Genomic DNA, 24,681 nt, shown 5'->3' with positions numbered 1-24,681 from the left:
GTTGGCGCAAACCCTGAATCATGTCGTTATTTACCTGATGCCCCTCAGGGGACCAGCTCGGGTCAGGCCAGACGCTTGCGCTCGCTGGAGGAGGGGATGCCCATCGCCTCGCGGTATTTGGCCACGGTACGCCTGGCCACCATGATGCCGCTGTCGGCCAGAAGCTGTACCAGCCGGGCATCGGAAAGCGGGCGGCGCGGCGTTTCATCGCCGATGAGCTTGCGGATGCGAGCACGGATGGCCGTGCTGGCATGGGCGTCTCCCTCCTGACCGACATGGCTTGAAAAGAAATACTTGAGTTCCATGATGCCGCGCGGGGTGTGAATGTACTTGCGCGTGGTGACCCGGGAGATGGTCGATTCGTGCATATCCACGGCCTGGGCAATATCGGCCAGCACCATCGGTTTCAGCCCTTCATCGCCGTGTTCAATGAACCCTGACTGGCGTGCCATGATCTCCTGGCCCACCCGCAGCAGGGTGTCGTTACGACTCGACAGGCTCTTGAGCAGCCAGCGCGCCTCCTGAAGGTGCTGCTTGAGAAAGGTATTGTCCTCGCTTTTGTCGGCGCGACGTACCAGAGCGGCGTAGTCGGGCTGAATGCGAAGTCGCGGTAGCGCCTCCTGATTGAGCTCGACCTGCCAGCCGTCACGACCGTGATAGCGAAGAATCAGATCCGGGGTCACCAGATGCTGGTCCACGGATTCAAAGGCCTGACCCGGTCGCGGATCAAACGAGCGTATGGTGCGGATCACGTCATCAAGTGCCTCGTCGTCAAGGCTCAGGCGACGCTTGAGAAGGCGACGATCGTTTTGGCCCAGCGGCTCGAGAAACTGGCGGATCATGCGTCGGGTCTGGGCAAGCCAGGGCGTGTCGGCCGGCAGTTGCCCGAGTTGAAGAAGCAGGCATTCGCGCAGATCGCGGGCAAAGACGCCGGTCGGTTCACACTGCTGCAGGCGCGCCAGCATACGTTCCATCTCGGAGGCTGACAGATCGCTCAGACCCTGATGGCGAAGCCCGTCGACCAGGTCTTCCAGATCAGCACCGAGATAGCCGCTGGTGTCAAGCGCATCCAGCAGGGTGTCGACCATCAACTGCTCACGGGCGTCCATGTCCATCAGCAGGATCTGCTCGCGTACGTGTGACGCCAGATCAGTTGCCGGAGCGTTGTGCTCGATGCTCCAGAGATCGTCCGTGGCGCCGGAAGCGCCGCTGCCGTTGGTGTAGACATCCTCCCAGCGAGCGTCGAGGGGCAGCTCTTCGGGAATGCTCTCGGCCCAGTCTTCCAAAGGCTCCGACACTTCCGACGTTTCGATGCTCTGCTCTTCCTCGACATCCAGCAGCGGATTGCTTTCCAGCGCCATCTGCAGCTCCTGCTGCAGATCCAGCGTGGACAGCTGCAGCAGGTGAATGGCCTGCTGGAGCTGCGGTGTCATGGTGAGGTGAGTGCCCGTGCGCAGCTGCAAGGCGGGTTTCATCATGGAGGTAACGCCTGGTCGCCAACGTTTAACGTCACGCTATCCAGTCCGTGGCAACCTTGCAAGTGCTGAAGATAATTCAACTGCAAATATCATGCCATCGGTTAATAAACCAATGGTGTCAAAGGCGAAATTCATGCCCGAGGTAAACGTCACGGACATGCTGGTTGTTCAGCACCGCGTTGGCATCGCCTTCGGCAATGATCAGACCGTTGCCGACGATGTAGGCGTTATCACAGATATCGAGCGTTTCACGCACATTGTGGTCGGTGATTAAAACGCCAATTCCCCGAGTGCGCAGCTGGCGAATGATGCCCTTGATCTCGCCGACCGAAATGGGGTCAACGCCGGCAAAGGGTTCATCGAGCAGGATAAAGGCAGGCTCGATGGCCAGTGCTCGGGCGATTTCGACGCGTCGCCGCTCGCCGCCGGACAGGCTCATGCCCATATTGTCCCGGATATGGGTGATGCTGAACTCTTCAAGCAACTGATCGAGGCGCTCACGGCGCTGCTGGCGGTCGAGATCCTTGCGCGTTTCAAGAATGGCCATGATGTTGTCGGCCACCGAAAGCTTGCGAAAGATGGAGGCTTCCTGCGGCAGATAGCTGATGCCGGCATGGGCGCGCTTGTGCATCGGGCGACGGCTCAGATCAACATCGTCGATGGCAACGCGACCCGCGTCGGCCTGAATCAGCCCCACGATCATGTAAAACGAGGTGGTCTTGCCCGCGCCGTTGGGACCCAGAAGCCCGACGATTTCACCCTGCTGGATGGACAGGCTGATGTCCTGAACGACACGGCGCCCCTTGAAGCTTTTGGCCAGATGGGCTGCGTGAAGGGTCTTCATCAATTGCTGCTGCCCTGTTGGTCCTCGGGAGTGAGCTGCATGCGCACACGGCCACTTGAGCTGCTGCCGGCATCGCTGCTGCCCTGAGCGCTCTGGTTGCCGCGCGCGTTGACCTGACGCGAGTCGAGGAAATATTCCACGTAGCCACCGTTGAAAGTGTCGCCGTTTTGATGAAGCTCGGCGTTACCGATCAGCTCCACGCGTCGGTCTCCGGCGTGATAGATAATGGTATTGCCCCAGCCCTTGGCCAGCGGGTCGCTGGGCGCCGGCTGCTGTTCGATATAGGCGCGGCCATCGCTGCCGCCCTTTGCCGTCAGGCTCGAGAGGCCGCCGCTCTGACCGCGCTTTAGCTCGACCCGGCTGGAGCGCAGCTTCATGGTGCCCTGATCGACCTCGACGGTGCCGGTATAAACGGCGGTACCGGCGCGATTATCGATATTGAGCTCATCGGCGCCGATATTGATGGGTTTCTGGCGATCACTTTCCAGAGCCATGGCCTGCTGACCGAGCAGTGCCAGCAGCAGGGCAGAGGTACACAGCAGCACAGGGCGCATCATGGGAAATCCTTGTCGTCATTCATGTAGTAAAGGGCGGCAATTACCGGCGAATGGGCGGGTGAAAGCCCTGAACATTGCCTTCCAGCGTCATGCGGTCCTCATTGACCCAGCCGTCAAAGCGGTCGCCGCGGGTGCGCTGCTCGTTCCGGGTGAAGACGGCCTCGCTATCGCTCCACGCGTGCTGCGACGGTACGTCATAATGCAGCACATCCGTTTCAAGTTGCCACCCGTCCGCCGGCTGGCGCAGTATGGCGTTGCCGGCCAGCTCGAACGTATTGGCACCGGGGCCGAGCGTGGCGCGCTCACCATCGGCTGTCCAGCGATTGCCGTCATCGCCCAGCAGGGTGAAATGCGGTGTGACGGCGCGGGTAACGTCGTCTTCCGGCGTGTGGGATACGCGCGGGCTTTCCATGGTCTGCGCCGTGCGACCCTGCTCGTTAAAGCGGGTATAGGACACGCCTTCAAGATAATAATCCGGAACACCTGCTTCGCTGTCCGGCGCAGGGCCGGGGGCCATCAGGGTGTTGCGCTGGTCGATCAGCGTCAGGACACCACCAAGCGCCAGTACCAGCACCAGAATGCCAAGGCGCGTTCGTGTTCGCCCGCTCGGGAGTCTGTCGCGAAGAGCCATTTGCATGTCCTGTCGGATAAACGGTATGGCCTCAGGGCCACTCGTGGGCACCAATGATAGCCTGCCAGTCACCTCGTGCACTCAGCAGCCATTCACAGAGTTCGCGAACCGCACCGTGACCGCCGGGTATACGGGTGACCCTGTCGGCCCGCTGACGAATATAGTCCGGCGCATCCGCTACCGTCACGCCAAGGCCGGCATACATGATCGCACCCAGGTCGGGTAGATCATCGCCGCAATAGCAGACTTCCCGTGGCTTCAGAGCCAGCTCTGTCATCAGGGTTTCAAGGGCGACCTGTTTGTCGTCACGCCCCTGAATGACATGACGAATGCCCAGCTCCTGCGCGCGTCGATCAACGGCAGGAGAGATTCGACCGGTAATCAGGGCAACATCAATGCCGGCCTGCATGATCAGCTTGAGGCCGAGCCCGTCACGGACGTGAAATACCTTGTCACCATCATCGTGGGGCTGCGAGGCGTATCGAAGCCGGCCGTCGGTCAGTATGCCGTCCACGTCGAGCGCCAGCAGTCGAATGGGTCGGGCGCGTTCATTCAGGTCAGCGGTCATGTCATCTGAACGTATCATGGCGTGTGCTGTCGGATCTCCGATGGGATAGTCGATGCTTGAAGCTGATGCAGATGTCGTCTGCCCTGTTTCCATGCGGGCAGATTCTTTGTCGGTCTTTGATAGACGTCGTTGCTAGACAATGCCGCTTCTCAAAAGATCATGCATCTTGAGCAGTCCGGTGGGCCGATGCTGATGATCCACGATGACCAGTGCTGTAATGCGATGGTCCTCCATGATCCTGACCGCTTCTGCTGCAAGCGTGTTGGCTTCAATGGTCCGCCCGCCGTGGGTCATGACCTCTCTGATCATCAGCTGGCGAACATCGCCGTGACGATCAATGGTGCGGCGCAGATCACCATCGGTGTAGATTCCGACAAGACGACCGGTGTGGTCGGTGACACAGGTAAATCCGTGTCCCTTGCGGGTCATTTCTATTAGTGCCTCACTGAGAAGCGCGTTTTCACCGATGACCGGAAGCTCGCTGTCGGTATGCATCAGATCCTCCACCCGCAGCAGCAGGCGTTTGCCCAGCGTGCCGCCCGGATGAGAGAGGGCGAAATCCTCAGGGCTGAATCGACGCGCCTCGAGCAGGGCGATCGCCAGCGCATCGCCTAGCGCCAGCGCTGCCGTGGTCGAGGAGGTCGGGGCCAGATTCAGCGGACAGGCTTCCTGCGCCACGCTGACGTCGAGGTGGACATCGGCGTGTCTGGCAAGGCTTGAGGCCGGGTTGCCGGTCATGGCAATCAAGGTAGTGCCCATGCGTTTGAACAGCGGCAGAAGGGCGGTCAGTTCGGCCGTTTCGCCGGAGTTGGAAAGCGCCAGCACAAGATCGTTGCGCACCAGCATCCCCAGGTCGCCGTGGCTGGCTTCGCCGGCATGCACGAAAAAGGCGGGAGTGCCGGTGCTGGCCAGCGTAGCGGCCATCTTGCGACCGATATGGCCGGACTTGCCAACGCCGGTCACCACCACGCGCCCGTGACATTCAAGCATGTGCCGGCAGGCGCGAGAAAAGGGGTCATCGAGGCGCTCACGCAGCGCCTCGAGGGCATTTTGCTCAAGCTGGAGCGTGCGTCGGGCGCTGGCCAGAAAATCGTGATCGGTGTCGGGTGTCATCATGGCATCGGATTCTGACGCCGGATGCCCCCGGGCACAAGCATCACCGAGGCTCGCATCACGTATGGCCGCCGCCTTCAGGAGCCCCCGATGGCATCGTATCCATTCGCGTTTTTATGCCTTTATGGCAGTCGTCGGCCGCGGGCACTGGTGGGGTCGGGTATAATTCGGATACGATGTTCGCTAACTCCATATCCTTTTGTGTCTACTCAGGAGTTGTATGTCTGACTCAACACTGGTCAGCGTCGAGAATCTTCATTTCTCGCGAGCTGGCAGACCCATTTTTTCGGGCGTGGATCTGGAGATTCCAAAGGGGCGCATCACCGCCATCATGGGACCCAGCGGCACTGGCAAGACAACCATGCTCAAGCTGATCGCCGGGCAGCTTACGCCGGATTCGGGCAGTGTGCATGTCGGCAATGACAATGTGCATCGGCTGTCACGCCAGGCGCTGTTCCGGATGCGACGCCGCATGGGCATGCTGTTTCAAAGCGGGGCGCTCTTTTCGGATCTGAACGTTTTTGAAAACGTGGCCTTTCCGCTGCGAGTTCATACGGACCTGCCCGAGCACATGATCCGCGATCTGGTATTGATCAAGCTGCAGGCCGTGGGTCTTCGTGGCGCTCGTGACCTCATGCCTGCCGAGCTGTCGGGCGGGATGACCCGTCGCGTGGCACTGGCCCGTGCCATCGCGCTTGACCCGGATCTGATCATGTATGATGAGCCCTTTGTCGGTCAGGACCCCATTTCCATGGGAGTTCTGGTCACACTGATCCGACGGCTCAACAGCGCCTTCAACATGACGGCCATCGTGGTTTCCCACGATATCAAGGAGACCCTGTCGATTGCTGACCATGTCTACGTAATCGCCGATGGCAAGGTGATGGCGAGCGGGTCGCCGGACTCCCTGCGCGATGCCAGAGATCCCCGGGTCAGTCAGTTTATACAGGGCAAGCCTGATGGGCCGGTGCCCTTTCATTATCCCTCGAAGGATTTCTACGAGGATATTCTTGCGCCATCGGAGGTGTCGTGATGTCACCGTTGACGTCTCTGGGGCACAAAACGCTGAATACGCTCGAGTCGCTGGGTCGCAGCGCCATCTTTCTGGTGCAGGCGCTCTTTCATCTTCCCCGGGCCGAGGGGGTTCGGCTGTGGCTGCGGCAGATGTATTTCGTGGGCGTCATGTCGCTGCCCATTGTGGCCGTTTCGGGCCTGTTCATTGGTATGGTCATTGCCCTGCAGGGGTATCTGGTCCTGTCGGGATTTGGCGCCGATGAGGCGCTGGGGCAGATGGTCGCTCTGTCGCTCCTGCGAGAGCTTGCGCCCGTTGTGACGGCGCTTTTGTTTGCCGGGCGTGCCGGGTCGGCGCTGACGGCCGAAATCGGGTTGATGAAGGCAACCGAGCAGCTCTCCAGCATGGAGATGATCGGCGTTGATCCTCTGCGTCGTGTCATTTCGCCGCGTCTCTGGGCCGGGTTTATCTCCATGCCGATTCTGACCGTCTTTTTCAGTGTGATCGGCATTGCCGGTGGCTATCTGGTCGGCGTGGACTGGCTGGGTGTGGATCAGGGCTCGTTCTGGGGCAACATGCAGGGCAGCGTCATCTTCCTGGACGACGTCATGAACGGCATGTTGAAAAGCGTGGTCTTTGGCGTCGTCGTGACATGGATCGCCGTCTTTCAGGGCTACGATCTCATACCAACCTCCGAGGGAATCTCGCGTGCCACGACTCGAACCGTCGTCTTTGGCTCGCTGGCCGTACTGGGGCTGGATTTCATTTTGACCGCGCTGATGTTTGGAGAATTCTGATGAAGCGCTCTAAGTGGCTTGAAGCCGGTGTTGGTGCCTTTGTGCTGGCCGGTTTTCTGGGACTCGTCTTTCTGGGTCTGCAGGTAAGTGGTCTGGCGCCTGGCCAGGCCGAGCAGAATTTCACGATACATGCGAACTTCAGCAACATCGGTGGGCTCAAGGAGCGCTCAAGGGTCACCATGGCAGGTGTCACCGTGGGGCGAATTACCGATATCGAGCTAGATCCTCAGTGGCTTGAAGGGCGTGTGACGATGAAAATCGACAGTGATGTTGGGGAAAAACTGACGGAAGATTCCACGGCATCTATTCTGACGGCAGGGCTTCTGGGTGAAAAATATATCGGCCTTTCCACCGGTGGCGCGCCTGAAATGATCAAGGATGGCGGCACGATTCGCGATACGCAGTCGGCACTGGTGCTTGAGGAGCTGATCCAGCAGTTTGTCTCGAACATGTCCAAGTAACCCGGGCAGATTCCGGATGCCGATGCAGGTCATCGGTGCCCGCGCCATTTGTTTAACCAGGAGGTGCAGTACATGAAAAAAGTCTCTCGCTATGTGGGCGTTCTGGTCGCCGCCATGCTCGGCATGGGTGTTGTGACTGCACAGGCGGCCAATCAGTCTCCGCATGAAGTGGTCAGTCAGAGCGTCGAGCAGCTGATGTCGAAACTTGACAACAATCAGCAGCGCTATCGCAACAATCCCGACGAGCTCAAGAAGGTTGTCGATCAGAACATTGATCCCATTGTTGACTGGCGCTACGCGTCGGCAAGCGTCATGGGCAAATATTTCCAGGCCGCTTCTCCCGAGCAGCGCAGCCGTTTTGCGCGCGTTTTCAAGCAGACCCTGATCGATACCTACGCTCAGGGCCTGGTGACGTTTGACTACAAGGACGTGCGCGTACTGGAGAACAACCAGAGCCAGCGCTATGACGATCAGGCCAGTGTCGATATGGAAGTCGTGGCTGCCAGCGGCGAGCGCTATCCGGTCTCCTATACGCTGCGTGAGCGTGACGGTGAATGGAAGGTGATCAATGTGGTGGTCAATGGCATCAATCTGGGGCTGACCTTCCGCAACCAGTTTGATCAGGCCATGCGTTCCAATAACCGCGACTTTGATGCGGTCATCAATGGCTGGTCGCCCGATGTCGATCTTGAAGACGGCGACGGAAACAATCAGAAGGCGCAGGGCTGATGAGCGACACGCTCTACAGTGATGATGCCGTTACCCTTGAAGCCCGCGATGCCGCCCTGTATCTAAAGGGGGCGCCGGGCTTTGATAACGCGCCGGCGCTGGCGACCGCCGGCATTGACTGGTTGCAGGGTTACGGCGGGACGCAGGTGTCCTTCAATCTGTGCGGCGTTGAACGAACCAGCAGCGCCACCATTTCGGTGCTGCTGGAATGGCTGCGCACTGCGCAGTCGAAACACCTGGAGGTGGATCGCATTACGCTCTCCGATCGCATGCGTGAGCTGATCGAGATGGCGGAGCTTGGCGATGTGTTTCCGGCGCACGAAACCTCGTTTGCCGCTGCCGGTGACAGCTGATCAAGTGAAAGTGCAGGCCTCATGATTTAAAAGCGGCGTTCATTGACGCCGCTTTTTTTGTTGTCCGTTCGCGCCGGGTCGTGCTTTTCATTTACCATTGGCGACCAACGAAACCGTGAAGGAGTCACCATGCAGCCTGATGAAGTCAAGCGCCTGCTCGAGGCGCGAGTCGAGTCCTGTGAATTTCGTGTTCAGGGAGAGGGATGCAACTTTCAGGTCACCGCCATTGGCGATGTCTTTGAAGGGATGACGCCGGTCAAGCGTCAGCAACTGATCTATTCGGCGCTTTCCGAAGAGATTGCCAGCGGTGCGCTGCATGCCATCAGCATTAAAACCATGACGCCGGCCCAGTTGGCCAAGGCGTCGCCCGATTCAGATCGTGCCTGATTGCCACGGAAGTCTGGTGAATGGATAAACTGATTATCAGCGGTGGTCGACCGCTGTCCGGCGAGGTCTGGACCTCGGGTGCCAAGAACTCGGCTCTGCCCATTCTGGCCGCCACGTTGCTGGCCGATGAGCCGATCACCATCGGCAACCTGCCTCATCTGCAGGACATTACCACTACGCTTGAGCTGCTCGGGCGTATGGGTGTCGAACCCGTCATGGGTGAGAAGATGAGCATTCAGCTCGGTGGCCGGGTCCGGGACTGTCATGCGCCCTATGATCTGGTCAAGAAAATGCGGGCCTCGATTCTGGTGCTGGGACCGCTGCTGGCGCATTTTGGTACCGCCGACGTGTCGCTGCCCGGAGGCTGTGCCATCGGCTCGCGTCCGGTGGATCTGCATATTCGCGGTCTGCAGGCGATGGGCGCCGATATTCGGGTCGAGGGCGGTTATATCCGGGCCAGAACGAATGGTGGCCTCAAGGGCGCTCATATCGTGCTGGATACGGTAACAGTAACGGGTACGGAAAATCTTCTGATGGCGGCCACGCTGGCGGAAGGGCGTACCGTACTGGAAAACGCCGCACGAGAACCAGAGATCGTGGATCTGGCCGAGTGCCTGATTGCGATGGGCGCCAGAATCAGTGGTCATGGCAGCAGCACCATCACCATTGATGGCGTCAAGCGTCTGCATGGCTGTCACTATGATGTCATGCCCGATCGTATCGAGACCGGTACCTTTCTGGTGGCTGCCGCGGCGACCCGTGGCAGGGTCCGGGTGCGTAACGCTCGTGCCGATACCATGGAAGCGGTGCTGCTCAAGCTCGAAGAGGCCGGCGCCGAGATCGACACCGGTGACGGCTGGATATCGCTGGACATGCACGGGCGTCGACCGAAAGCGGTCAATATCCGCACGGCCCCCTATCCGGCCTTTCCTACCGATATGCAGGCACAGTTTGTGGCCCTGAATGCCGTGGCGGAAGGCAATGGCCGCGTGGTGGAAACGATTTTTGAAAATCGTTTCATGCATGTGCAGGAAATCAACCGCATGGGCGCGGATATCTCCCTTGAGGGCAACACCGCTCTGGTCCGGGGCGTCGAGCACCTCAGCGGAGCACCGGTCATGGCGACCGACCTTCGCGCTTCGGCAAGCCTTGTGATTGCAGCGCTGGTGGCCGAAGGCGAAACCGTGGTGGATCGTATCTATCACATCGATCGCGGCTATGAGTGCATCGAGGAAAAGCTTCAGCTGATGGGGGCGCGTATTCGCCGAGTGCCGCGCTAGGACGGCACGGGTGCACGCCATGTCGATTCATTTTTGCAGCCATTGAAGATCACATGAGTAAACCGCTGATACTGGCGCTCTCCAAGGGACGTATCCTCGAAGAGACGCTGCCGCTGCTGGCTGCTGCCGGCATTGAGCCGCTGGAGCCGCTCGACAAGAGCCGCAAGCTTTTGTTCGATACCACGCTTGATAACGTCAAACTGGTCATTCTTCGCGCTGTCGACGTGCCGACCTACGTACAGATGGGAGCGGCTGATGCCGGCGTTGCCGGCAAGGATGTCCTGCTCGAGCATGGTGCTCAGGGGCTTTATGAACCTCTGGATCTGGATATTTCACGCTGTCGTCTGATGACGGCCGGCATCGAAGGCGTGACGCCCGGGCGGGCGCGGCGACGTGTGGCGACCAAGTTCGTCAATATCGCCCGGCGTTACTATTCGGGCCTGGGCATTCAGGCCGAGGTCATCAAGCTGTACGGGGCGATGGAGCTGGCGCCGCTCATGAACCTTGCCGACGAGATCGTGGATATTGTCGATACCGGCAATACCCTGCGAGCCAACGGTATGGTACCGCGCGAGCTGATCGCCGACATCAGTACGCGTCTGGTGGTCAACAAGGCGTCCATGACCGTACAGCATGCACGCCTTGGTCCGCTGATCGAGCGTCTGGGGCAGGCGGTAGCCGAACGCCAGCAGCGTGACACGGCCTCCTGAATCCGTGATGTTGTCGGTTTCTTGAGCAGATTACGCCAGGGCGTCGCGTCATCAGAGCAGCACGATACTCTCCGGCATGCGCCGGACCGCAAGGAGTCATTCAGGCGTAATGGACAAGCAGAGCATACATCGACTTTCTACATGCCAGCCGGATTTTGAATCCCGGCTGGAGGCGCTGCTGGACTGGGAAAGCGTGTCAAACGCCGAGGTTCAGCAAAGCGTCGATCGCATCATTGCCGATGTTCGCCGACGCGGTGATGCGGCCGTGATCGATCTCACCCGTCAGTTTGATCGCCTCGATGTCGATGACATGTCGGCGCTGACGCTGACAGCCGAGCGGCTGGAACAGGCCTGGCAGGGGTTGCCGGAGGAGCAGCGTCAGGCGCTGGCGGTGGCAGGAGATCGCATTCGCGCCTATCACGAGCGGCAAAAGCCCGAGTCCTGGTCGTATCAGGAGGCCGACGGCACCATGCTGGGGCAGAAGGTAACACCGCTGGACAGGGCAGGGGTCTACGTGCCCGGCGGCAAGGCGGCCTATCCCTCATCGGTCTTGATGAACGTCATTCCGGCACACGTGGCCGGCGTCGACGATATCATCATGGTGGTGCCGACACCGGATGGCGTGCTTAATGAGCTGGTGCTGGCGGCGGCGCACGTGGCGGGTGTTTCGCGCGTCTTTACCATCGGTGGTGCCCAGGCGGTCGCGGCGCTGGCCCATGGCACCGAGACAATCCCGAAGGTGGACAAGATCGTGGGGCCGGGCAATATCTTCGTGGCCACGGCCAAGCGCGCCGTGTTCGGTCAGGTTGGCATCGACATGATTGCCGGGCCGTCGGAAATTCTGGTGGTCTCCGATGGTGGCACTGATCCGGACTGGCTGGCGATGGACCTGTTCTCACAGGCCGAGCATGATGAAGATGCCCAGGCCATCCTGATCAGCTGGGACGCCCAGCATCTGGAAGCAGTCATGGAGAGTATCGATCGCCTGCTGCCCACGCTCGAGCGTGCCGACATCGTGCGTGAATCCATGGCCCGTCGTGGCGCCCTGATTCTGGTAGAGGACGAGGCTCAGGCCATAACGCTTGCCAATCGTATCGCGCCGGAGCATCTGGAGCTGTCGGTGGCCGAGCCCGAGCGACTGGCCGAGCAGGTTCGTCATGCCGGCGCCATTTTCATGGGGCGTTACACCGCCGAGGCGCTGGGTGACTACTGTGCCGGCCCCAATCACGTCCTGCCGACATCAGGCACGGCGCGTTTTTCCTCGCCGCTGGGCGTTTACGACTTTCAAAAGCGCTCGTCACTGATCCAGTGCTCGCCACAGGGGGCGTCAACGCTGGGCCGCACTGCCTCCGTTCTGGCACGGGGCGAATCGCTGACCGCACATGCGCGCTCGGCGGAGAACCGGATCGACCAGGACTAAGACAGCTCCGCGGAGCACCTTTCGTCACGGGTGGCCGGTCAGCTTTCGGGCTGAACCGGCGTCACCGGGCGGCTGGGGCGCTCCCCGACGCTCACATTGACACTGAAGCGCTTGCCGCTGCGATAAAGCTCTATCGGCAGCTCTCTGCCGGGGTCGATCTCTGCGATATCCACCATGGCAGTCTGGGCGTCAAGCAATGGCTTGCCATCGATCGACAGGATCAGGTCGCCGACCCGGATACCGGCCTTTGCCGCCGGCCCGCCTTCCACGACATCCGACACCACGACCCCGCGCGGGGCATTGATGTCCAGTGATGATGCCAGACTCGAGGTCACCTCCCGGGCCTCGATTCCCAGCCAGCCTCTGACCACTCGGCCGCGAGTGACCAGATCGTTGAGGATGCCGTGCGCCAGATTGGTGGGAATGGCAAAACCGATGCCCTGCGAGCCGCCGGTACGCGAGAAGATGGCCGTATTGATGCCGACCAGCGCGCCTTCAGCGTTGACCAGCGCCCCGCCCGAGTTGCCCGGATTAATGGCGGCATCTGTCTGGATGAAATCTTCGTAGGCATTAAGACCCAGATGGTTGCGGCCGGTAGCGCTGATGATGCCCATGGTGACGGTCTGGCCCACGCCAAAGGGATTGCCGATGGCCAGAGCGATATCGCCAACGCGGGTATTGGTGGCATCGGCCAGATCGATGACCGGAAGATTGTCCAGATCGATCTTGAGGACGGCCAGATCCGTTTCCGGATCGGTGCCGATAACGGTGGCCAGGGTTTCGCGACCATCCCGCAGTGCCACCTGTACCTGATCAGCGCCGCTGATGACGTGGTTGTTGGTCAGGATGTAGCCTTCGGCGCTAACGATGACGCCCGAGCCGAGGCTCGAAAGCATGCGCCGCCGCCCCGACTGACTGTTGCCAAAGAACTGTTCAAAAAAGGGATCCGACATCAGCGGGTGGTGATCGCGCTCGACCAGACGTGACGAATAGACATTGACCACGGCAGGCGCTGCCCGCTGCACGGCATCGGAGTAACTTGCCGTTCCGGGGCCGCGCTGTAACGGGGTGGCGTCACGGGTGACGGGGGGCGTGCGCTGCACCGGCGGCGTTGATGTCCGGGGTGTGGTTGGCGAGGGCGCCGCCTGATTGGAGACGCCATTGCCGGCCGGCTGGTCGCCGCCGTCAATGATCTGCGGCATGTGATCCAGCAATACCAGCGCCAGCAGCACACCGCAGACGACAGGCCAGATCAGCGGCACTAGGAGTCGGCGCATCACAACATCCTTTTGAAACAGGCAGCCCGGGGCTGCAGACTTGCAAAGTGTCTGGATACGGCAGGCAACCAAAGCGTATCGCTCTGTTGCCTGCCGATCACAATGTCCTGTAAGAGTGGGCGAGTTTATCACCGAGGTGTCGGCAATGTCCGATACGACGACGGTACTTTCAGCAATCGATGAACAGGAGAGCAACATGGTTGCGCGCAAGCTGCTGATGGACGACATGCACACGCTGTTGACGCCGGAGCGTTTCAAGGACTTTACCGTCAACGGTCTGCAGGTAGAGGGTGGCGACCGGGTACGTCGGGTCATGACTGGCGTGACGGCCAGTCAGGCGCTGCTGAACGAGGCCGTGGCCTGGCAGGCTGATATGGTGCTGGTACACCATGGTTATTTCTGGAAAAACGAGTCGGTGGCCATCACGGGCATGAAACAGCGTCGCATCGCCACGCTTCTGGCGCATGGCATCAATCTGGTGGCCTGGCATCTGCCGCTGGATGCTCATGCCACGCTTGGCAACAATGCGTTGCTGGCCGATCGCATGGACTGGCAGGTACAGGGTGTTCTCGACGGCGAGATGGGGCAGGGACTTTTGTACTACGGCGAGATGGCAGAGTGTTCACAGCAGGCGCTGGCCGAGCGGTTTGGCGAGCGTCTGGAGCGTCAGCCGCTGATGGTTTCCGGTCATGATCGTCCCGTTCGCAGTATTGCCTGGTGTACCGGCGGTGCGCAGGACATGATCATTCAGGCCGCGGAAGCGGGCATGGATGCGTTTGTTTCTGGTGAGATATCAGAGCGCACCACACATCTGGCGCGCGAGATGGGCATCACCTACTATGCGGCCGGTCATCATGCCACCGAACGTGACGGTATCCGCGCCCTGGGTGACTGGCTGGCGCAGCGCCATGGTGTCGAACATCGCTTTGTCGATATCGATAACCCGGTATAGCAGCTGCCGGCGTACCGGCAGCCCCGGTTGAATCAATATCTGGGCGGTTGCGGCTGTGTGCTGTCGCTGTCCTGTTTCGGATGCAGGCCGTAACCTTCGCCCAGAGTGCCATTGGTGTCGGCGTAGTCGCGAGGCGCATGAAGCGAGGACGGGTCTTCTTCGCTTTCATCCACTGCATCGACCTGACGGCGGCGCTTGAGGGCCGGGTCGCTGGCCAGAGTGCTGGCGTCGGTATCAAGCCGGTTTTGAAGCTCTTCGCTCTGACGGGTGAGGTTGCGCGCCAGTGTCGTGATATCGGCAAAATGCGTGTTCACGTTTTCCCGCAGCTCCTTGAGTTCGAGCTCGGTTTCGGCGAGTCGCTGCTTGAGTTTCTGGCTGGTGGCCCGCCGGTTGCCCGAGAAGTGACGGATCAGCGCGCCGATAGCGATGCCTGCCAGCAGTGCCACAATGGCGACTACCCAGTCGATATTGCCTTCGTTCACCAATATTCCCCTATTCGATACTGATTGCACGCACGACCGGCGTGACCATGAGATAGGCCATTATAGAAGGCGTCGTGTTGTCTGGGTCAATTCACTCGCGACATAATCTTGTGTATCAGCGCTGATAAATCACGCCGGCAGGACGAATCATGTCCTGTCACGCTGTACACTCATGGGTACCCGATTTTCTGCAAGGCACCAGATCACATGTCCAGACTTTCCCCGCGTCAGCAGTACCGTCAGGATCTTGAACGTGAAGGTTTTCAGTACGACAGCTCTCAGGAAAAGGCGGTCGAGCACCTGCAGCGTCTTTATGAAGCGCTGACGAGTCGGCCGCGTCCGACCCCGTCGACCACCACCGCATCAGACAGCGGACTCAAGTCGAAAATGTCGGGTTTTTTCGGCAAAAAGAGCGCGTCATCAGCGCCCACGGCGCCTGCCGAGCCGGACATCAAGGGGCTTTATTTCTGGGGCGGCGTGGGGCGAGGCAAGACATGGCTGGTCGACACCTTTCATGACAGCCTGCCCTTTGATGACAAGATGCGTACGCACTTTCATCGTTTCATGCAGCGTGTGCACAGGGAGCTGGAAGCTCACAAGGGACAGAAGAATCCGTTGACGCTGGTGGCGGCAAAGCTTGCCGGTGAAGCCCGGGTCATCTGTCTTGACGAGTTCTTTGTCAAGGACATTACCGATGCCATGATCCTGGGTAATCTGCTCGATGCACTTTTTGCTCAGGGCGTGGTGCTCGTGACCACGTCCAATATCGTACCGGATGAGCTCTACAAGAACGGTCTGCAGCGCGACCGGTTTCTGCCGGCCATCGATCTGCTCAACCGTCACTGTGAAGTGGTCAATGTCGATGCGGGCATCGATTATCGAATGCGCACTCTGACCCGCGAAGAGGTGTTTCATACGCCGGCCGATGACGGCGCCGATGAGGCCCTGCAGGAGAGCTTTGTACATCTGGCGGGAGCACCGGGAGAAGAAGAGACGCTACGCATTAACGGTCGAGCGCTTCAGGCCCGGCGCTGCCATGAAGGGGTGGTCTGGTTCGACTTCAAGACGCTGTGTGACGGCCCGCGCAGTCAGAATGACTACATTGAGCTTTCAAGGCAGTACCACAGCGTTCTGATCTCCAACGTGCCGGTCATGGGTGCGGCCATCGAGGACCAGGCACGACGTTTTATCAACATGGTCGATGAGTTTTATGACCGCGCCGTCAAGCTGGTCATGTCGGCAGATGCCGAGCCTGAATCGCTCTACAGCGGCGGCGAACTTGCGTTTGAATTCGAGCGAACGGTGTCGCGTCTGCAGGAGATGCAATCCAGTGAGTATCTGGCGTTGACGCACAAGCCCTGAATGTGATTATCCCCTTGTTCGGCGGGCGCCGGCTCTGTACAATGCGCGCTCGCTTATCGTTGTTGTGTCTGCCTGCAGGGGCAACAACCAAGAAAAATAGGGATTGGCAGGGCAGAAGCCATGCTCTCGCCACAACCATGGTGATTCACACATGAAGACGTTCAGCGCCAAACCGCAGTCCGTGCAGCGCGACTGGTATGTCATCGACGCGGAAGACAAGACTCTGGGTCGACTGGCTACCGAAATCGCTCGCCGCCTGCGTGGCAAGCACAAGCCCGAATATACACCTCACGTTGATACCGGCGATTACATCGTCGTCGTCAACGCCGAGAAGGTCCGTGTGACCGGCAAGAAGTCCTTTGCCAAGCAGTATTATCGCCACACCGGTTACCCGGGCGGCCTGCGCTCGATGAACTTCGAGCAGATGATCGATCATGCGCCGGAGCGCGTTATCGAAATCGCTGTCAAGGGAATGCTGCCCAAGGGTCCGCTGGGTCGCGCCATGTATTCCAAGCTCAAGGTTTATGCCGGTGGTGAGCATCCCCACGCAGCGCAGCAACCCCAGGCACTGAATCTCTAAAGGAACATTTCCCATGGCACAGCAGCAGTACTACGGCACAGGCCGCCGCAAGACCTCTACCGCACGCGTTTTTCTGCGTCCGGGCAGTGGCAGGATCACGGTCAACAAGCGTGAGCTCAACGAATACTTTGGCCGCGTTACCGCACAGATGGTGGTTCGCCAGCCGCTCGAGCTGACCGAGCTGACCAACCAGTTCGATATCTACGTCACCGTTCAGGGTGGCGGCGGCTCTGCACAGGCAGGCGCCATTCGTCACGGCATCACTCGTGCCCTGATGGAATACAACGAAGAACTGCGCGCACCGCTGCGCAGCGCCGGCTACGTCACGCGTGATGCGCGTATGGTCGAGCGCAAGAAGGTGGGTCTGCGCAAGGCACGTCGTCGTCCCCAGTTCTCCAAGCGTTAAGCTTCGACGTCATGTCTCAGGACGCCCGGGTGTTTCCCCGGGCGTTTTTGTGTCTGCAGGGCAATTGTCATGTCAGCTGCATCCCTGCGGTTGCCAATCGGACAACCCGGGTGCGTGCTCCCGTGTTATCATCCAGCTCGTCATTAAAGTGAGGACTTTCTATGGGTGTTGTGGCCAAACGATCGTCAATGACGTTTTATACCGGCAGTGACGACCATTACAGCCATCGCGTCAGGATCGTGCTGGCCGAGAAGGGGATTTCCGTTGACATCATCGAAGTCAACGATGCGCATCAGCCGGCAGAACTGACCGATCTCAATCCCTATAACAGCGTGCCGACCCTGATCGATCGTGACCTTGTTCTTTATGAGTCCAAGGTCATGATGGAGTATCTGGATGAGCGTTTTCCGCATCCGCCGCTGTTGCCGGTCTATCCTGTCGCGCGAGCCCAGAGCCGGCTGTGGATGCATCGCATCGAGCGTGAATGGTGCCCGATGGTGGAGCGCATTCAGTCGCCGGGTTCTAAAAAGGAAGTCGAGCAGGCACGCAAGGAGTTGCGTGAAAGCCTGATTGGTATCAGTCCGATCTTTGAAGACATTCCGTTTTTCATGAGCGAAGAGTTTTCGCTGGTGGATTGCTGTCTGGCCCCCATCCTCTGGCGTCTACCGGCGCTGGGCGTCGAGCTGCCCGAACAGCAGGTCAAGCCGCTGATGGGCTATATGGAAAGGCTGTTCGCGCGGGATGCCTTCAGGGCGTCGCTTCTCGAGTCGGAGCGCGAGCTTCGTACCTGATGCGCTGATTGCTGCAGGTGCACGCCATCTGCAGCAAAACGACTGATTGATGCGCAGGGTCTGATAATTCGATGCGTTCTTCAGTGAGGTAAAAACATGCATTCCAGCCGTCCCTATCTGATTCGTGCGTTGTATCAGTGGCTGCTGGACAACGACTGCACGCCCTATGTCGTTGTCGATGCCGAACGTACGGGCGTCGTGGTACCGGAACAGTTCATACAGAACGGCCAGATTGTTCTCAATATCGGACCGGGTGCCGTACGGGAACTTTTCATGGAAAACGACATGGTGGCGTTCAACGCGCGTTTTGGCGGTCAGCCCATGACTGTCGAGCTGCCGATTGATGCGATCATTGCCATCTATGCACGTGAAAACGGCGTGGGGATGGTGTTTGGTCAGGAGCCGGTCATGCCGGATGATGCCTCGGACGTGGCCGAGCCCGACAGTGAGGATGCCGACGAGCGCGATTCACATCTGGGCGCAGTGGCTAGAACGGACGAAGACGCCGGCGAGGATCACGACGATGACGACGACAACGATCGTCCACGCAAGGGTCGCCCGTCCCTGAAGGTCATCAAGTAGATGACTGGATCAAGTCGTATCAATGTAACGAACCCGCCTTGATGGCGGGTTCGTTTTTTATGTCGGCTCAGGGGGCCGAATGATCTGCAGGTGTTAGCCGTTGAGGTATTCGAACGCCTTGACGATACGGTCAACGCCGCTGGTCTGTGATACCAGCCGGACGAGATAGTCCGCCTCGCTGTAACGAACCAGTCCCATCAGATACACCGTACCGTTCTCGGTCAGCACCCTGATGCGGTCACTGTCGATATGATTGCTGGTCGTCAGACGTGTCTTGACGCGTGAGGTAATCCAGGTGTCCTGCAGACGCTGCTGGGTCGAGCTGTTGGGGCCAATACTCAGCTCATTGCTCAGATGGCGAACGCCGTGAAGGTTTTTGGCCAGCTCGCCTGCCCGTGATTTCTGGGCATCGCTACCCGCCTGGCCTGTCAGGAGCACAAAGCCGTTGTACACGTCCACATTGATGTGGGTGCCATCAAGACTCTCATCGGTGCGGATGCTGTCCCAGAGCGCACGCGCGATCCGGGTATCCTGCTCGATGGCGTAGCTGGTGCGGGTGCCATAACCGCTGCTGCCGGTAATGGTGCTGCAGCCACTGATGCCAAGCGCTGCGCCAAGCAGCAGTACGCCGGCCAGTCGGGGAAGCGTGCGCTTATTCATTGCTGCCAAAGAGTTGATGATCGATCAGGTCGCAGAGACAGTGGATGGCCAGCAGATGGACTTCCTGAATGCGGGCCGTCACGGTGGCCGGTACGCGAATTTCACAGTCTTCCTGGCCTAAAAGGGAGGCCATGTTGCCGCCGTCGCGACCGGTCAGGGCGACAACGATCATTTCACGATCGTGCGCTGCCTGAATGGCCTGGATAACGTTGGCAGAATTGCCGCTGGTCGAGATGGCCAGCAGAACGTCTCCGGGCTGGCCCAGCGCTCGAATCTGCTTGGAAAAGACGTCGTTGTAGCTGTAGTCATTGGCAATCGAGGTGATGGTCGAGGAGTCGGTGGTCAAGGCCAGTGCCGGCAGGCTCGGACGCTCACGCTCAAAGCGGTTGAGCAGCTCGGAGGAGAAGTGCTGAGCGTCGCCGGCGCTGCCACCATTGCCGCATGTCAGGATCTTGCCGTCGTTGATCAGGCTCTGGACCATGATCTGGCTGGCCGCTTCGATGAAGGGGGGGAGAACCTCGCTCGACCAGGTCTTGACGTCGATGCTGGCGTTGAAGTGATCGATGATGCGTGATTGAAAGTCCATGGCACTCTTCAGATGGTCAATGGCTCAGGTGGTCAATGGCGTCGTATTCCCGCTGCCTCACCAGAAAATCAGAAAGCGTCAAAGGCGCTTTTGATCCATTCAAAGTGCAGGCCCTCGGGAGGCTCGCCCGTAACTCCGACCGCGTCAAAGCGGCAGGGGCATGATAACCGCTTGTCGAGCAGATAAAAACGCGCTGCGCGGATCAGCTTTCGCTGCTTGGCAGGCGTAATGGTTTCAAGTGGAGAGCCGTGAGACGTGCTGGCGCGATAGCGAACTTCCACAAACACCAGAGTATCGCCATCGCGCATGATGAGATCGGTTTCGCCGCCCCGGATATGATGGTTGCGGGCGATGGTGCACAGACCCTGTCGCTCCAGCCACCGCGCGGTCAGCGACTCGATGTCGTGACCGCGCTGGCGATTGCTGAAGGGACGCAGTGCCATGCTGGGTCAGGGCAGCGTCGGCTGGCCGTTACGGAATATCGCCCAGGGCAGGGTTCGCACCACCCGACCATCCTGGGCCGGCGTCAGTCGACCGGTGGCCCCGTACAGCTCGAAACCGCCAATGGCACGCATGACCGGCAAACGCCGCGCCAGTTCAAAGGCGTCCACGCCCATGGCATGCAGCTTGATCAGTGCCGGTTGGTCATCCTGCATGAGACGCTCGCGGGTAGACTCAAAGGGCAGGGCATCGCTGCCGCCGGCAGCGGCTTCGGGGATCAGCCAGGGAATATCCACGAACATCACGTCGTCAAGGTCATGATCCATTCTGGGCTGTGGCGAGCCTTCATAGGCATGCGAGGTCGCATAGATGGGCAGATTCGCTGCGTCATAGTAATCCAGAGTCGGCGGCACCTGGCGGGCGTAGCCGGGCAGTGCGAGCAAAAACAGCATGTCGGGTCGGCCGCGGCCGTTGTGGAGCACCGATTTGACCGCCGAAGTAGCGGACGCCGACGGGTCATAGTTCTGAACGCTGACCAGATCGCCACCCTCCTGCTGCCATTGCTGCTGGAAGGCACTCAGTACGCGGCTGCCCCATTCGTTGTTGGGCACCATGACGCCGGCACTGTGATGGCCATCAAGCTGCGCACGCTGTGCGGCCTGGCGGGCTTCGTCCTCGGCAGACAGACCATACTGGAACAGATTGCGGGCACTGTTGCGATCGTGAGTGCCATAGTTGAGCGCCAGCGTCGGCAGGGTGACCTGATCTCGGGTTTCCAGCTGCGAGACCTGCTCCTTGCTGAGCGGTCCGATCACGGCCTGGGCGCCCTCCATGGTGGCTCGCGCATAGAGGCTCTCGATGTCCTGACCGGCCGTATCGTAAAAGGCCAGCTCCGGCACCTGACCGCCCTGGCTGCGGACATCATCGGCGCGTGTCTGGATGCCTTCGCGTACCGCCGTGGCAATCGATTCCAGCGGGCCGCTCTGGGGCAGAAAGACGGCGATTTTATGGATCTCCTGATCCCGGATCTCGTCCAGCGCGGTGAGATCGCTGGGCAGGCGGCGCGATGCCGGATGGCTTGAATTGCTGGACTGCCAGCGGCTGATGGCATCGGTCAGGGCGCCGATGTTGGCGCCCTGCTGACGCTGCAGTCGTGCCAGTTCGACCCAGCCAGCCGCAACGCGGCCCTGTGTGGCGAGCTGATCAAGCTGACCCGGGTCGAGACGGTTGAGCTGACGCCAGATAGTGTCGTTGAGCTGCGTATTGTCCGTGCGCTCCTGAAGGGCGGTCAGAAGACTGGCTGCCTCGAAGGGCTCGTTGTTCATGGCCAGTGCCAGGCCGCGCCGCTCAAGCAGCGTGTTTCTCTCACTGTCCGGCAGTGCCACATTGCTGTTCACGATGGCCGTGGCGTCCAGCACGGTCTGCGCATCCTGCAGTTCCATCGCGGCGCGCGAGGTCAGAAGTGCCCATTGAAGCTGCTGGTCGGAAGGCAGGACCGAGCGGTCAATGTTTCCGGCGACTTCCAGAGCGCGCTCGTTGTTGCCCTGACGCTGTAGCAGTTCGGCCGCCTGAAGGCGTGTGGCGGCGGCTTCACTGCCCTGTTGCTGCTGGGCCTGACGCAGGAGATCGTCGGAGGACTGGCCGCCGAAGCGGTCGATCATGCCCGATGTGCCGGCACAGCCTGCCAGTGTCAGTGCCACCATGGCCGCACCGGCCAGTCTGGTAAGAGATGTTCGCATGCCTGGCATTTCCTTTTCTTGCCGGTCTCCGTGATGGCGCCACGGCGTGGCGTCCATGAGCTGCACGGCGTAACATGCAGCTCCAGTCGGGCCTGTAGCGATTTTGATCATGACACAGGCCAATTCGAAAGCAATGACGCGTCCGAACCAGTGTAGTGTGATGACATGAATAGTTTTAGCAAGGGCGCATTGTACGTGGTTGCCACACCGATTGGTAACCTCGATGACCTTTCCAGACGTGCCATGGATACCCTGGCACAGGCCGATCTGATTGCGGCGGAGGACACGCGTCACAGCGTGCGTCTGCTCGATCACATTGGTGTGCGTGTGCCGCTGATCTCTCTCCATGAGCACAACGAAACCTCGCGCATCGAGCGCATCCGGCAGGCACTGGATGCCGGCCAGCAGGTGGCCCTGATCAGTGACGCCGGTACGCCCCTGATTTCGGATCCGGGCTATCGCCTGGTGCAGGCGCTGCGCTCGGCGGATTACACCATCATTCCCGTGCCGGGGCCCAGCGCATTGATTGCGGCATTGAGCGCGGCCGGGCTGCCGACCGAGCGCTTTCTGTTTGAAGGCTTTCTGCCGGCAAAGGGTGCCGGGCGGCGCCAGCGCCTGAGCGATGTCGTTGATTTGCCGGTCACGCTGGTCCTGTATGAGTCGCCCCATCGCATTCGTCAGCTTCTTGAAGACATCGAAACCGTCTGCGGTGAGCGCCATGTGGTCATCGCGCGCGAGCTGACCAAGACTTTTGAAACCTTTTTGCAGGGCTCGGCGCGCAGCCTGCTCGAGCGCATGGCCGACGATGCCGACCAGATGAGAGGGGAGTTCGTGGTCATGCTGGCGCCACCGCCGCCGAAAGAGCTTGCCGACAGCGGCCAGGTCGACGGCGATCAGCTTTTGTCCTCGCTTCTGGAAGAGGGCGTCGGGGTCAAACAGGCGGCCGGTGTGGCAGCGCGGCTTCTGGGTGGGCGCAAGGGAGACTGGTATCAGCGCGCCCAGACGCTCAAGGATGGCGATGTTCGTAAATAATTGTTGTCAGGGCGTCACGGATCGCCGGTCAGGACGATAAAAATGGTTAACGCGCTTGGAGGCGGGGTTCGGCACTGATATTCTTGCGCGCTTGGGAGTCGGCCGGACAGTCGCCGCCGAACCTTCGGGTTCGGGGGAGGAAAGTCCGGGCTCCACAGGGCAGGATGCCAGGTAACCCCTGGGCGGCGTGAGCCGACGGAAAGTGCAGCAGAGAGTAGACCGCCCAAGCGGCATCAATACGCTTGATGCCGACGGCAAGGGTGAAAGGGTGCGGTAAGAGCGCACCGCACGCCTGGTAACAGGTCGTGGCACGGTAAACCCCATCCGGAGCAAGACCGAATAGGAACCCATTGGCGTGGCCCGCGTCGGGTTCGGGTAGGTTGCTTGAGGCGTTCGGTGACGAACGTCCTAGAGGAATGACTGTTCTCGACAGAACCCGGCTTACAGGCCGACTCCCCCCTGTTTTTCCTTGAAACATTCCTTGAGCCTTCATGAATCAGACCCCAGGTATCCGGCAAGACCACAAGCATGAAAGCGTCCTGCTTGAGGGTGCCGTCGATGCCCTCGTTCAGCGACCGGATGGCCTCTATCTCGATGGTACCTTCGGACGTGGCGGGCACTCCCGCGCCATTCTTGACCGCCTGGACGACCGGGGCCGCCTTTTTGCCATCGATCGTGACCCCGATGCGCTGGCTGCTGCCTCCATTATCAACGATCCGCGCTTTTGCATGACCCGTGCCACCTTCGCTGACCTGGGTGAAGTGGCTCATCAGCAGGGTGTCCATGGCAGGCTCTCCGGCATTTTGCTGGATGTCGGTGTTTCTTCTCCTCAGCTGGATGATGCCGATCGTGGCTTCAGCTTCATGCGTGATGGCCCGCTGGACATGCGCATGGACCCTGATGCCGGTATCAGCGCGGCCCAGTGGGTCGCCGAAACGCCGGAGCGTGAGATCGCCGACGTTTTCAAGCGTCTGGGCGAGGAGCGCTTTGCCAAACGTCTGGCGCGCGCCGTGGTCGAACGGCGAAAGGAAAACCCCATCACGCGGACCGTGGAGCTGGCCGAGATTTTAAAAACGGCCCATCCGGCGTGGGAGAAGGGGCGCCATCCCGCAACTCGTGCCTTCCAGGCCATCCGCATCCATCTGAACGACGAGCTGGGTCAGCTCGAGCGGGCCCTTGATGCCGCACTCGAGGCGCTGGCGCCGGACGGTCGTCTGGTGGTGATCAGCTTCCATTCTCTGGAGGATCGTCTGGTCAAGCGCTTCATTCGCGACAAATCTCGCGGCGATCAGCATCTGCCGCGCAATATGCCGCTGCGGGAGGATCAGATTCGCCGCGACATGGCGCCCATTGGCAAGGCGATCCGCCCCGGTGAGCAGGAAACCGGTCTCAATGTTCGCGCCCGCAGCGCGGTCATGCGCGTGGCAAGAAAGCTGGGTCAGGAGAGCTAG

The 24,681-nt window shown here is 60.1% G+C and carries 29 protein-coding genes and 1 other RNA gene; 18 read left to right on the top strand and 12 right to left on the bottom strand.

Going from position 1 to position 24,681, the window contains the following annotated elements:
• Positions 1–62: 62 nt before the first annotated feature.
• The 6 genes from BM079_RS14055 to BM079_RS14030 form a co-directional block, all read right to left on the bottom strand.
• The gene (locus tag BM079_RS14055) at positions 63–1,478 is read right to left on the bottom strand and encodes an RNA polymerase factor sigma-54 (protein ID WP_090135314.1); all 1,416 of its coding nucleotides are present in this window, start codon (positions 1,476–1,478) and stop codon (positions 63–65) included.
• 118 nt (positions 1,479–1,596) lie between these two features.
• Positions 1,597–2,322, bottom strand: coding sequence for an LPS export ABC transporter ATP-binding protein (lptB, locus tag BM079_RS14050; protein ID WP_090135311.1), 726 nt, complete (start codon positions 2,320–2,322; stop codon positions 1,597–1,599).
• Entirely contained in the window at positions 2,322–2,879 is a 558-nt protein-coding gene (lptA, locus tag BM079_RS14045) for a lipopolysaccharide transport periplasmic protein LptA (RefSeq protein ID WP_090135309.1), read from the bottom strand. Before lptA ends, lptB begins: the two co-directional genes overlap by 1 nt.
• Positions 2,880–2,919: 40 nt before the next feature.
• Positions 2,920–3,510: an LPS export ABC transporter periplasmic protein LptC gene (lptC, locus tag BM079_RS14040; protein ID WP_090135307.1), complete on the bottom strand. Its 591-nt coding sequence runs from the start codon at positions 3,508–3,510 to the stop codon at positions 2,920–2,922.
• 31 nt (positions 3,511–3,541) lie between these two features.
• Complete coding sequence (locus BM079_RS14035) at positions 3,542–4,096, bottom strand: KdsC family phosphatase (RefSeq protein ID WP_245743082.1); 555 nt, start codon at positions 4,094–4,096, stop codon at positions 3,542–3,544.
• 114 nt (positions 4,097–4,210) lie between these two features.
• On the bottom strand, positions 4,211–5,191 hold the full coding sequence (locus BM079_RS14030) for a KpsF/GutQ family sugar-phosphate isomerase (protein ID WP_175489721.1): 981 nt from the start codon (positions 5,189–5,191) through the stop codon (positions 4,211–4,213).
• A 220-nt stretch (positions 5,192–5,411) separates the two neighbouring features.
• On the opposite strand from BM079_RS14030, the gene BM079_RS14025 reads away from it, so the two are divergent.
• The 9 genes from BM079_RS14025 to hisD all read left to right on the top strand — a co-directional run bounded on the left by BM079_RS14025 (position 5,412) and on the right by hisD (position 12,340).
• Entirely contained in the window at positions 5,412–6,224 is an 813-nt protein-coding gene (locus BM079_RS14025) for an ABC transporter ATP-binding protein (RefSeq protein WP_090135301.1), read from the top strand.
• Positions 6,224–7,000, top strand: a complete 777-nt coding sequence (mlaE, locus tag BM079_RS14020) for a lipid asymmetry maintenance ABC transporter permease subunit MlaE (RefSeq protein WP_090135299.1) — start codon at positions 6,224–6,226, stop codon at positions 6,998–7,000. The genes BM079_RS14025 and mlaE overlap by 1 nt, the downstream gene beginning before the upstream one ends.
• Positions 7,000–7,461 carry an outer membrane lipid asymmetry maintenance protein MlaD gene (gene mlaD, locus BM079_RS14015; RefSeq protein ID WP_090135298.1) on the top strand — a complete coding sequence of 154 codons (462 nt, stop codon included), beginning with the start codon at positions 7,000–7,002 and terminating at the stop codon, positions 7,459–7,461. The genes mlaE and mlaD overlap by 1 nt, the downstream gene beginning before the upstream one ends.
• A 72-nt stretch (positions 7,462–7,533) precedes the next feature.
• Positions 7,534–8,190, top strand: coding sequence for an MlaC/ttg2D family ABC transporter substrate-binding protein (locus BM079_RS14010; protein WP_090135297.1), 657 nt, complete (start codon positions 7,534–7,536; stop codon positions 8,188–8,190).
• On the top strand, positions 8,190–8,543 hold the full coding sequence (locus tag BM079_RS14005; protein WP_090135295.1) for an STAS domain-containing protein: 354 nt from the start codon (positions 8,190–8,192) through the stop codon (positions 8,541–8,543). The genes BM079_RS14010 and BM079_RS14005 overlap by 1 nt, the downstream gene beginning before the upstream one ends.
• 129 nt (positions 8,544–8,672) lie before the next feature.
• The gene (locus BM079_RS14000) at positions 8,673–8,930 is read left to right on the top strand and encodes a BolA family protein (RefSeq protein ID WP_090135293.1); all 258 of its coding nucleotides are present in this window, start codon (positions 8,673–8,675) and stop codon (positions 8,928–8,930) included.
• A gap of 20 nt (positions 8,931–8,950) precedes the next feature.
• Positions 8,951–10,210: a UDP-N-acetylglucosamine 1-carboxyvinyltransferase gene (gene murA, locus BM079_RS13995; RefSeq protein ID WP_090135291.1), complete on the top strand. Its 1,260-nt coding sequence runs from the start codon at positions 8,951–8,953 to the stop codon at positions 10,208–10,210.
• A gap of 53 nt (positions 10,211–10,263) precedes the next feature.
• On the top strand, positions 10,264–10,920 hold the full coding sequence (hisG, locus tag BM079_RS13990) for an ATP phosphoribosyltransferase (protein ID WP_090135289.1): 657 nt from the start codon (positions 10,264–10,266) through the stop codon (positions 10,918–10,920).
• A gap of 109 nt (positions 10,921–11,029) precedes the next feature.
• A complete protein-coding gene (gene hisD / locus BM079_RS13985) occupies positions 11,030–12,340 on the top strand; it encodes a histidinol dehydrogenase (protein WP_090135286.1) in 1,311 nt (436 codons plus the stop codon).
• Positions 12,341–12,378: 38 nt separating this feature from the next.
• On the opposite strand, the gene BM079_RS13980 is transcribed toward hisD, so the two are convergent.
• Positions 12,379–13,617 carry a Do family serine endopeptidase gene (locus tag BM079_RS13980; protein ID WP_090135284.1) on the bottom strand — a complete coding sequence of 413 codons (1,239 nt, stop codon included), beginning with the start codon at positions 13,615–13,617 and terminating at the stop codon, positions 12,379–12,381.
• 196 nt (positions 13,618–13,813) lie between these two features.
• Here BM079_RS13980 and BM079_RS13975 point away from each other — a divergent pair, with 196 nt between their 5' ends.
• Positions 13,814–14,569 carry a Nif3-like dinuclear metal center hexameric protein gene (locus tag BM079_RS13975; protein ID WP_090135282.1) on the top strand — a complete coding sequence of 252 codons (756 nt, stop codon included), beginning with the start codon at positions 13,814–13,816 and terminating at the stop codon, positions 14,567–14,569.
• 32 nt (positions 14,570–14,601) lie between these two features.
• Here BM079_RS13975 and BM079_RS13970 read toward each other — a convergent pair whose 3' ends face one another.
• Complete coding sequence (locus BM079_RS13970) at positions 14,602–15,051, bottom strand: YhcB family protein (protein ID WP_175489712.1); 450 nt, start codon at positions 15,049–15,051, stop codon at positions 14,602–14,604.
• A gap of 207 nt (positions 15,052–15,258) precedes the next feature.
• Here BM079_RS13970 and zapE point away from each other — a divergent pair, with 207 nt between their 5' ends.
• From zapE to BM079_RS13945, 5 genes are all read left to right on the top strand, one after another.
• Positions 15,259–16,413, top strand: a complete 1,155-nt coding sequence (zapE, locus tag BM079_RS13965) for a cell division protein ZapE (RefSeq protein ID WP_090135277.1) — start codon at positions 15,259–15,261, stop codon at positions 16,411–16,413.
• A gap of 151 nt (positions 16,414–16,564) precedes the next feature.
• Positions 16,565–16,993 (top strand): 50S ribosomal protein L13, encoded by a 429-nt coding sequence (gene rplM / locus BM079_RS13960; protein WP_086623117.1) that lies wholly within the window; start codon positions 16,565–16,567, stop codon positions 16,991–16,993.
• 13 nt (positions 16,994–17,006) lie between these two features.
• Complete coding sequence (rpsI, locus tag BM079_RS13955; protein WP_090135275.1) at positions 17,007–17,399, top strand: 30S ribosomal protein S9; 393 nt, start codon at positions 17,007–17,009, stop codon at positions 17,397–17,399.
• 161 nt (positions 17,400–17,560) lie between these two features.
• A complete protein-coding gene (sspA, locus tag BM079_RS13950) occupies positions 17,561–18,190 on the top strand; it encodes a stringent starvation protein SspA (RefSeq protein ID WP_090135273.1) in 630 nt (209 codons plus the stop codon).
• Positions 18,191–18,286: 96 nt separating this feature from the next.
• Entirely contained in the window at positions 18,287–18,772 is a 486-nt protein-coding gene (locus tag BM079_RS13945; protein WP_090135271.1) for a ClpXP protease specificity-enhancing factor, read from the top strand.
• A 93-nt stretch (positions 18,773–18,865) separates the two neighbouring features.
• Here the strand turns inward: BM079_RS13945 and BM079_RS13940 are convergent, their stop codons facing one another.
• From BM079_RS13940 to BM079_RS13925, 4 genes are all read right to left on the bottom strand, one after another.
• A complete protein-coding gene (locus tag BM079_RS13940; protein WP_090135269.1) occupies positions 18,866–19,432 on the bottom strand; it encodes a BON domain-containing protein in 567 nt (188 codons plus the stop codon).
• Positions 19,425–20,018, bottom strand: a complete 594-nt coding sequence (locus BM079_RS13935) for a phosphoheptose isomerase (RefSeq protein ID WP_090135267.1) — start codon at positions 20,016–20,018, stop codon at positions 19,425–19,427. The genes BM079_RS13940 and BM079_RS13935 overlap by 8 nt, the downstream gene beginning before the upstream one ends.
• Before the next feature lie 68 nt (positions 20,019–20,086).
• Positions 20,087–20,461, bottom strand: a complete 375-nt coding sequence (locus BM079_RS13930) for a YraN family protein (protein WP_090135265.1) — start codon at positions 20,459–20,461, stop codon at positions 20,087–20,089.
• A 6-nt stretch (positions 20,462–20,467) separates the two neighbouring features.
• The gene (locus tag BM079_RS13925) at positions 20,468–22,198 is read right to left on the bottom strand and encodes a penicillin-binding protein activator (RefSeq protein ID WP_090135263.1); all 1,731 of its coding nucleotides are present in this window, start codon (positions 22,196–22,198) and stop codon (positions 20,468–20,470) included.
• Positions 22,199–22,363: 165 nt separating this feature from the next.
• Between BM079_RS13925 and rsmI the strand changes: the two genes are divergently transcribed.
• The 3 genes from rsmI to rsmH all read left to right on the top strand — a co-directional run bounded on the left by rsmI (position 22,364) and on the right by rsmH (position 24,681).
• Positions 22,364–23,230, top strand: a complete 867-nt coding sequence (gene rsmI / locus BM079_RS13920) for a 16S rRNA (cytidine(1402)-2'-O)-methyltransferase (RefSeq protein WP_090135261.1) — start codon at positions 22,364–22,366, stop codon at positions 23,228–23,230.
• 94 nt (positions 23,231–23,324) lie between these two features.
• An RNA gene (rnpB, locus tag BM079_RS13915) (RNase P RNA component class A) lies at positions 23,325–23,690 on the top strand.
• A gap of 31 nt (positions 23,691–23,721) precedes the next feature.
• Positions 23,722–24,681 carry a 16S rRNA (cytosine(1402)-N(4))-methyltransferase RsmH gene (gene rsmH, locus BM079_RS13910; protein WP_090135260.1) on the top strand — a complete coding sequence of 320 codons (960 nt, stop codon included), beginning with the start codon at positions 23,722–23,724 and terminating at the stop codon, positions 24,679–24,681.

The sequence above is a fragment of the Kushneria avicenniae genome, assembly GCF_900112585.1.
Taxonomy (GTDB): Bacteria; Pseudomonadota; Gammaproteobacteria; order Pseudomonadales; family Halomonadaceae; genus Kushneria; species Kushneria avicenniae.
The sequence above is the reverse complement of the archived record's forward strand: the minus strand, read 5'-3'. Positions and strand labels throughout refer to the sequence as shown.

Coding starts and splice junctions, on each gene's coding strand:
- hisD (WP_090135286.1), top strand. CDS start 11,030: ATGGACAAGCAGAGCATACATCGACTTTCTACATGCCAGCCGGATTTT.
- BM079_RS13925 (WP_090135263.1), bottom strand. CDS start 22,198: ATGCGAACATCTCTTACCAGACTGGCCGGTGCGGCCATGGTGGCACTG.
- zapE (WP_090135277.1), top strand. CDS start 15,259: ATGTCCAGACTTTCCCCGCGTCAGCAGTACCGTCAGGATCTTGAACGT.
- BM079_RS13980 (WP_090135284.1), bottom strand. CDS start 13,617: ATGCGCCGACTCCTAGTGCCGCTGATCTGGCCTGTCGTCTGCGGTGTG.
- BM079_RS14000 (WP_090135293.1), top strand. CDS start 8,673: ATGCAGCCTGATGAAGTCAAGCGCCTGCTCGAGGCGCGAGTCGAGTCC.
- rplM (WP_086623117.1), top strand. CDS start 16,565: ATGAAGACGTTCAGCGCCAAACCGCAGTCCGTGCAGCGCGACTGGTAT.
- lptC (WP_090135307.1), bottom strand. CDS start 3,510: ATGGCTCTTCGCGACAGACTCCCGAGCGGGCGAACACGAACGCGCCTT.
- sspA (WP_090135273.1), top strand. CDS start 17,561: ATGGGTGTTGTGGCCAAACGATCGTCAATGACGTTTTATACCGGCAGT.
- mlaD (WP_090135298.1), top strand. CDS start 7,000: ATGAAGCGCTCTAAGTGGCTTGAAGCCGGTGTTGGTGCCTTTGTGCTG.
- BM079_RS14005 (WP_090135295.1), top strand. CDS start 8,190: ATGAGCGACACGCTCTACAGTGATGATGCCGTTACCCTTGAAGCCCGC.
- BM079_RS13935 (WP_090135267.1), bottom strand. CDS start 20,018: ATGGACTTTCAATCACGCATCATCGATCACTTCAACGCCAGCATCGAC.
- hisG (WP_090135289.1), top strand. CDS start 10,264: ATGAGTAAACCGCTGATACTGGCGCTCTCCAAGGGACGTATCCTCGAA.
- BM079_RS14035 (WP_245743082.1), bottom strand. CDS start 4,096: ATGATACGTTCAGATGACATGACCGCTGACCTGAATGAACGCGCCCGA.
- BM079_RS14025 (WP_090135301.1), top strand. CDS start 5,412: ATGTCTGACTCAACACTGGTCAGCGTCGAGAATCTTCATTTCTCGCGA.
- BM079_RS13945 (WP_090135271.1), top strand. CDS start 18,287: ATGCATTCCAGCCGTCCCTATCTGATTCGTGCGTTGTATCAGTGGCTG.
- BM079_RS13940 (WP_090135269.1), bottom strand. CDS start 19,432: ATGAATAAGCGCACGCTTCCCCGACTGGCCGGCGTACTGCTGCTTGGC.
- rsmH (WP_090135260.1), top strand. CDS start 23,722: ATGAATCAGACCCCAGGTATCCGGCAAGACCACAAGCATGAAAGCGTC.
- BM079_RS14030 (WP_175489721.1), bottom strand. CDS start 5,191: ATGACACCCGACACCGATCACGATTTTCTGGCCAGCGCCCGACGCACG.
- BM079_RS14010 (WP_090135297.1), top strand. CDS start 7,534: ATGAAAAAAGTCTCTCGCTATGTGGGCGTTCTGGTCGCCGCCATGCTC.
- lptA (WP_090135309.1), bottom strand. CDS start 2,879: ATGATGCGCCCTGTGCTGCTGTGTACCTCTGCCCTGCTGCTGGCACTG.
- lptB (WP_090135311.1), bottom strand. CDS start 2,322: ATGAAGACCCTTCACGCAGCCCATCTGGCCAAAAGCTTCAAGGGGCGC.
- rpsI (WP_090135275.1), top strand. CDS start 17,007: ATGGCACAGCAGCAGTACTACGGCACAGGCCGCCGCAAGACCTCTACC.
- BM079_RS13975 (WP_090135282.1), top strand. CDS start 13,814: ATGGTTGCGCGCAAGCTGCTGATGGACGACATGCACACGCTGTTGACG.
- murA (WP_090135291.1), top strand. CDS start 8,951: ATGGATAAACTGATTATCAGCGGTGGTCGACCGCTGTCCGGCGAGGTC.
- mlaE (WP_090135299.1), top strand. CDS start 6,224: ATGTCACCGTTGACGTCTCTGGGGCACAAAACGCTGAATACGCTCGAG.
- BM079_RS14055 (WP_090135314.1), bottom strand. CDS start 1,478: ATGATGAAACCCGCCTTGCAGCTGCGCACGGGCACTCACCTCACCATG.
- rsmI (WP_090135261.1), top strand. CDS start 22,364: ATGAATAGTTTTAGCAAGGGCGCATTGTACGTGGTTGCCACACCGATT.
- BM079_RS13930 (WP_090135265.1), bottom strand. CDS start 20,461: ATGGCACTGCGTCCCTTCAGCAATCGCCAGCGCGGTCACGACATCGAG.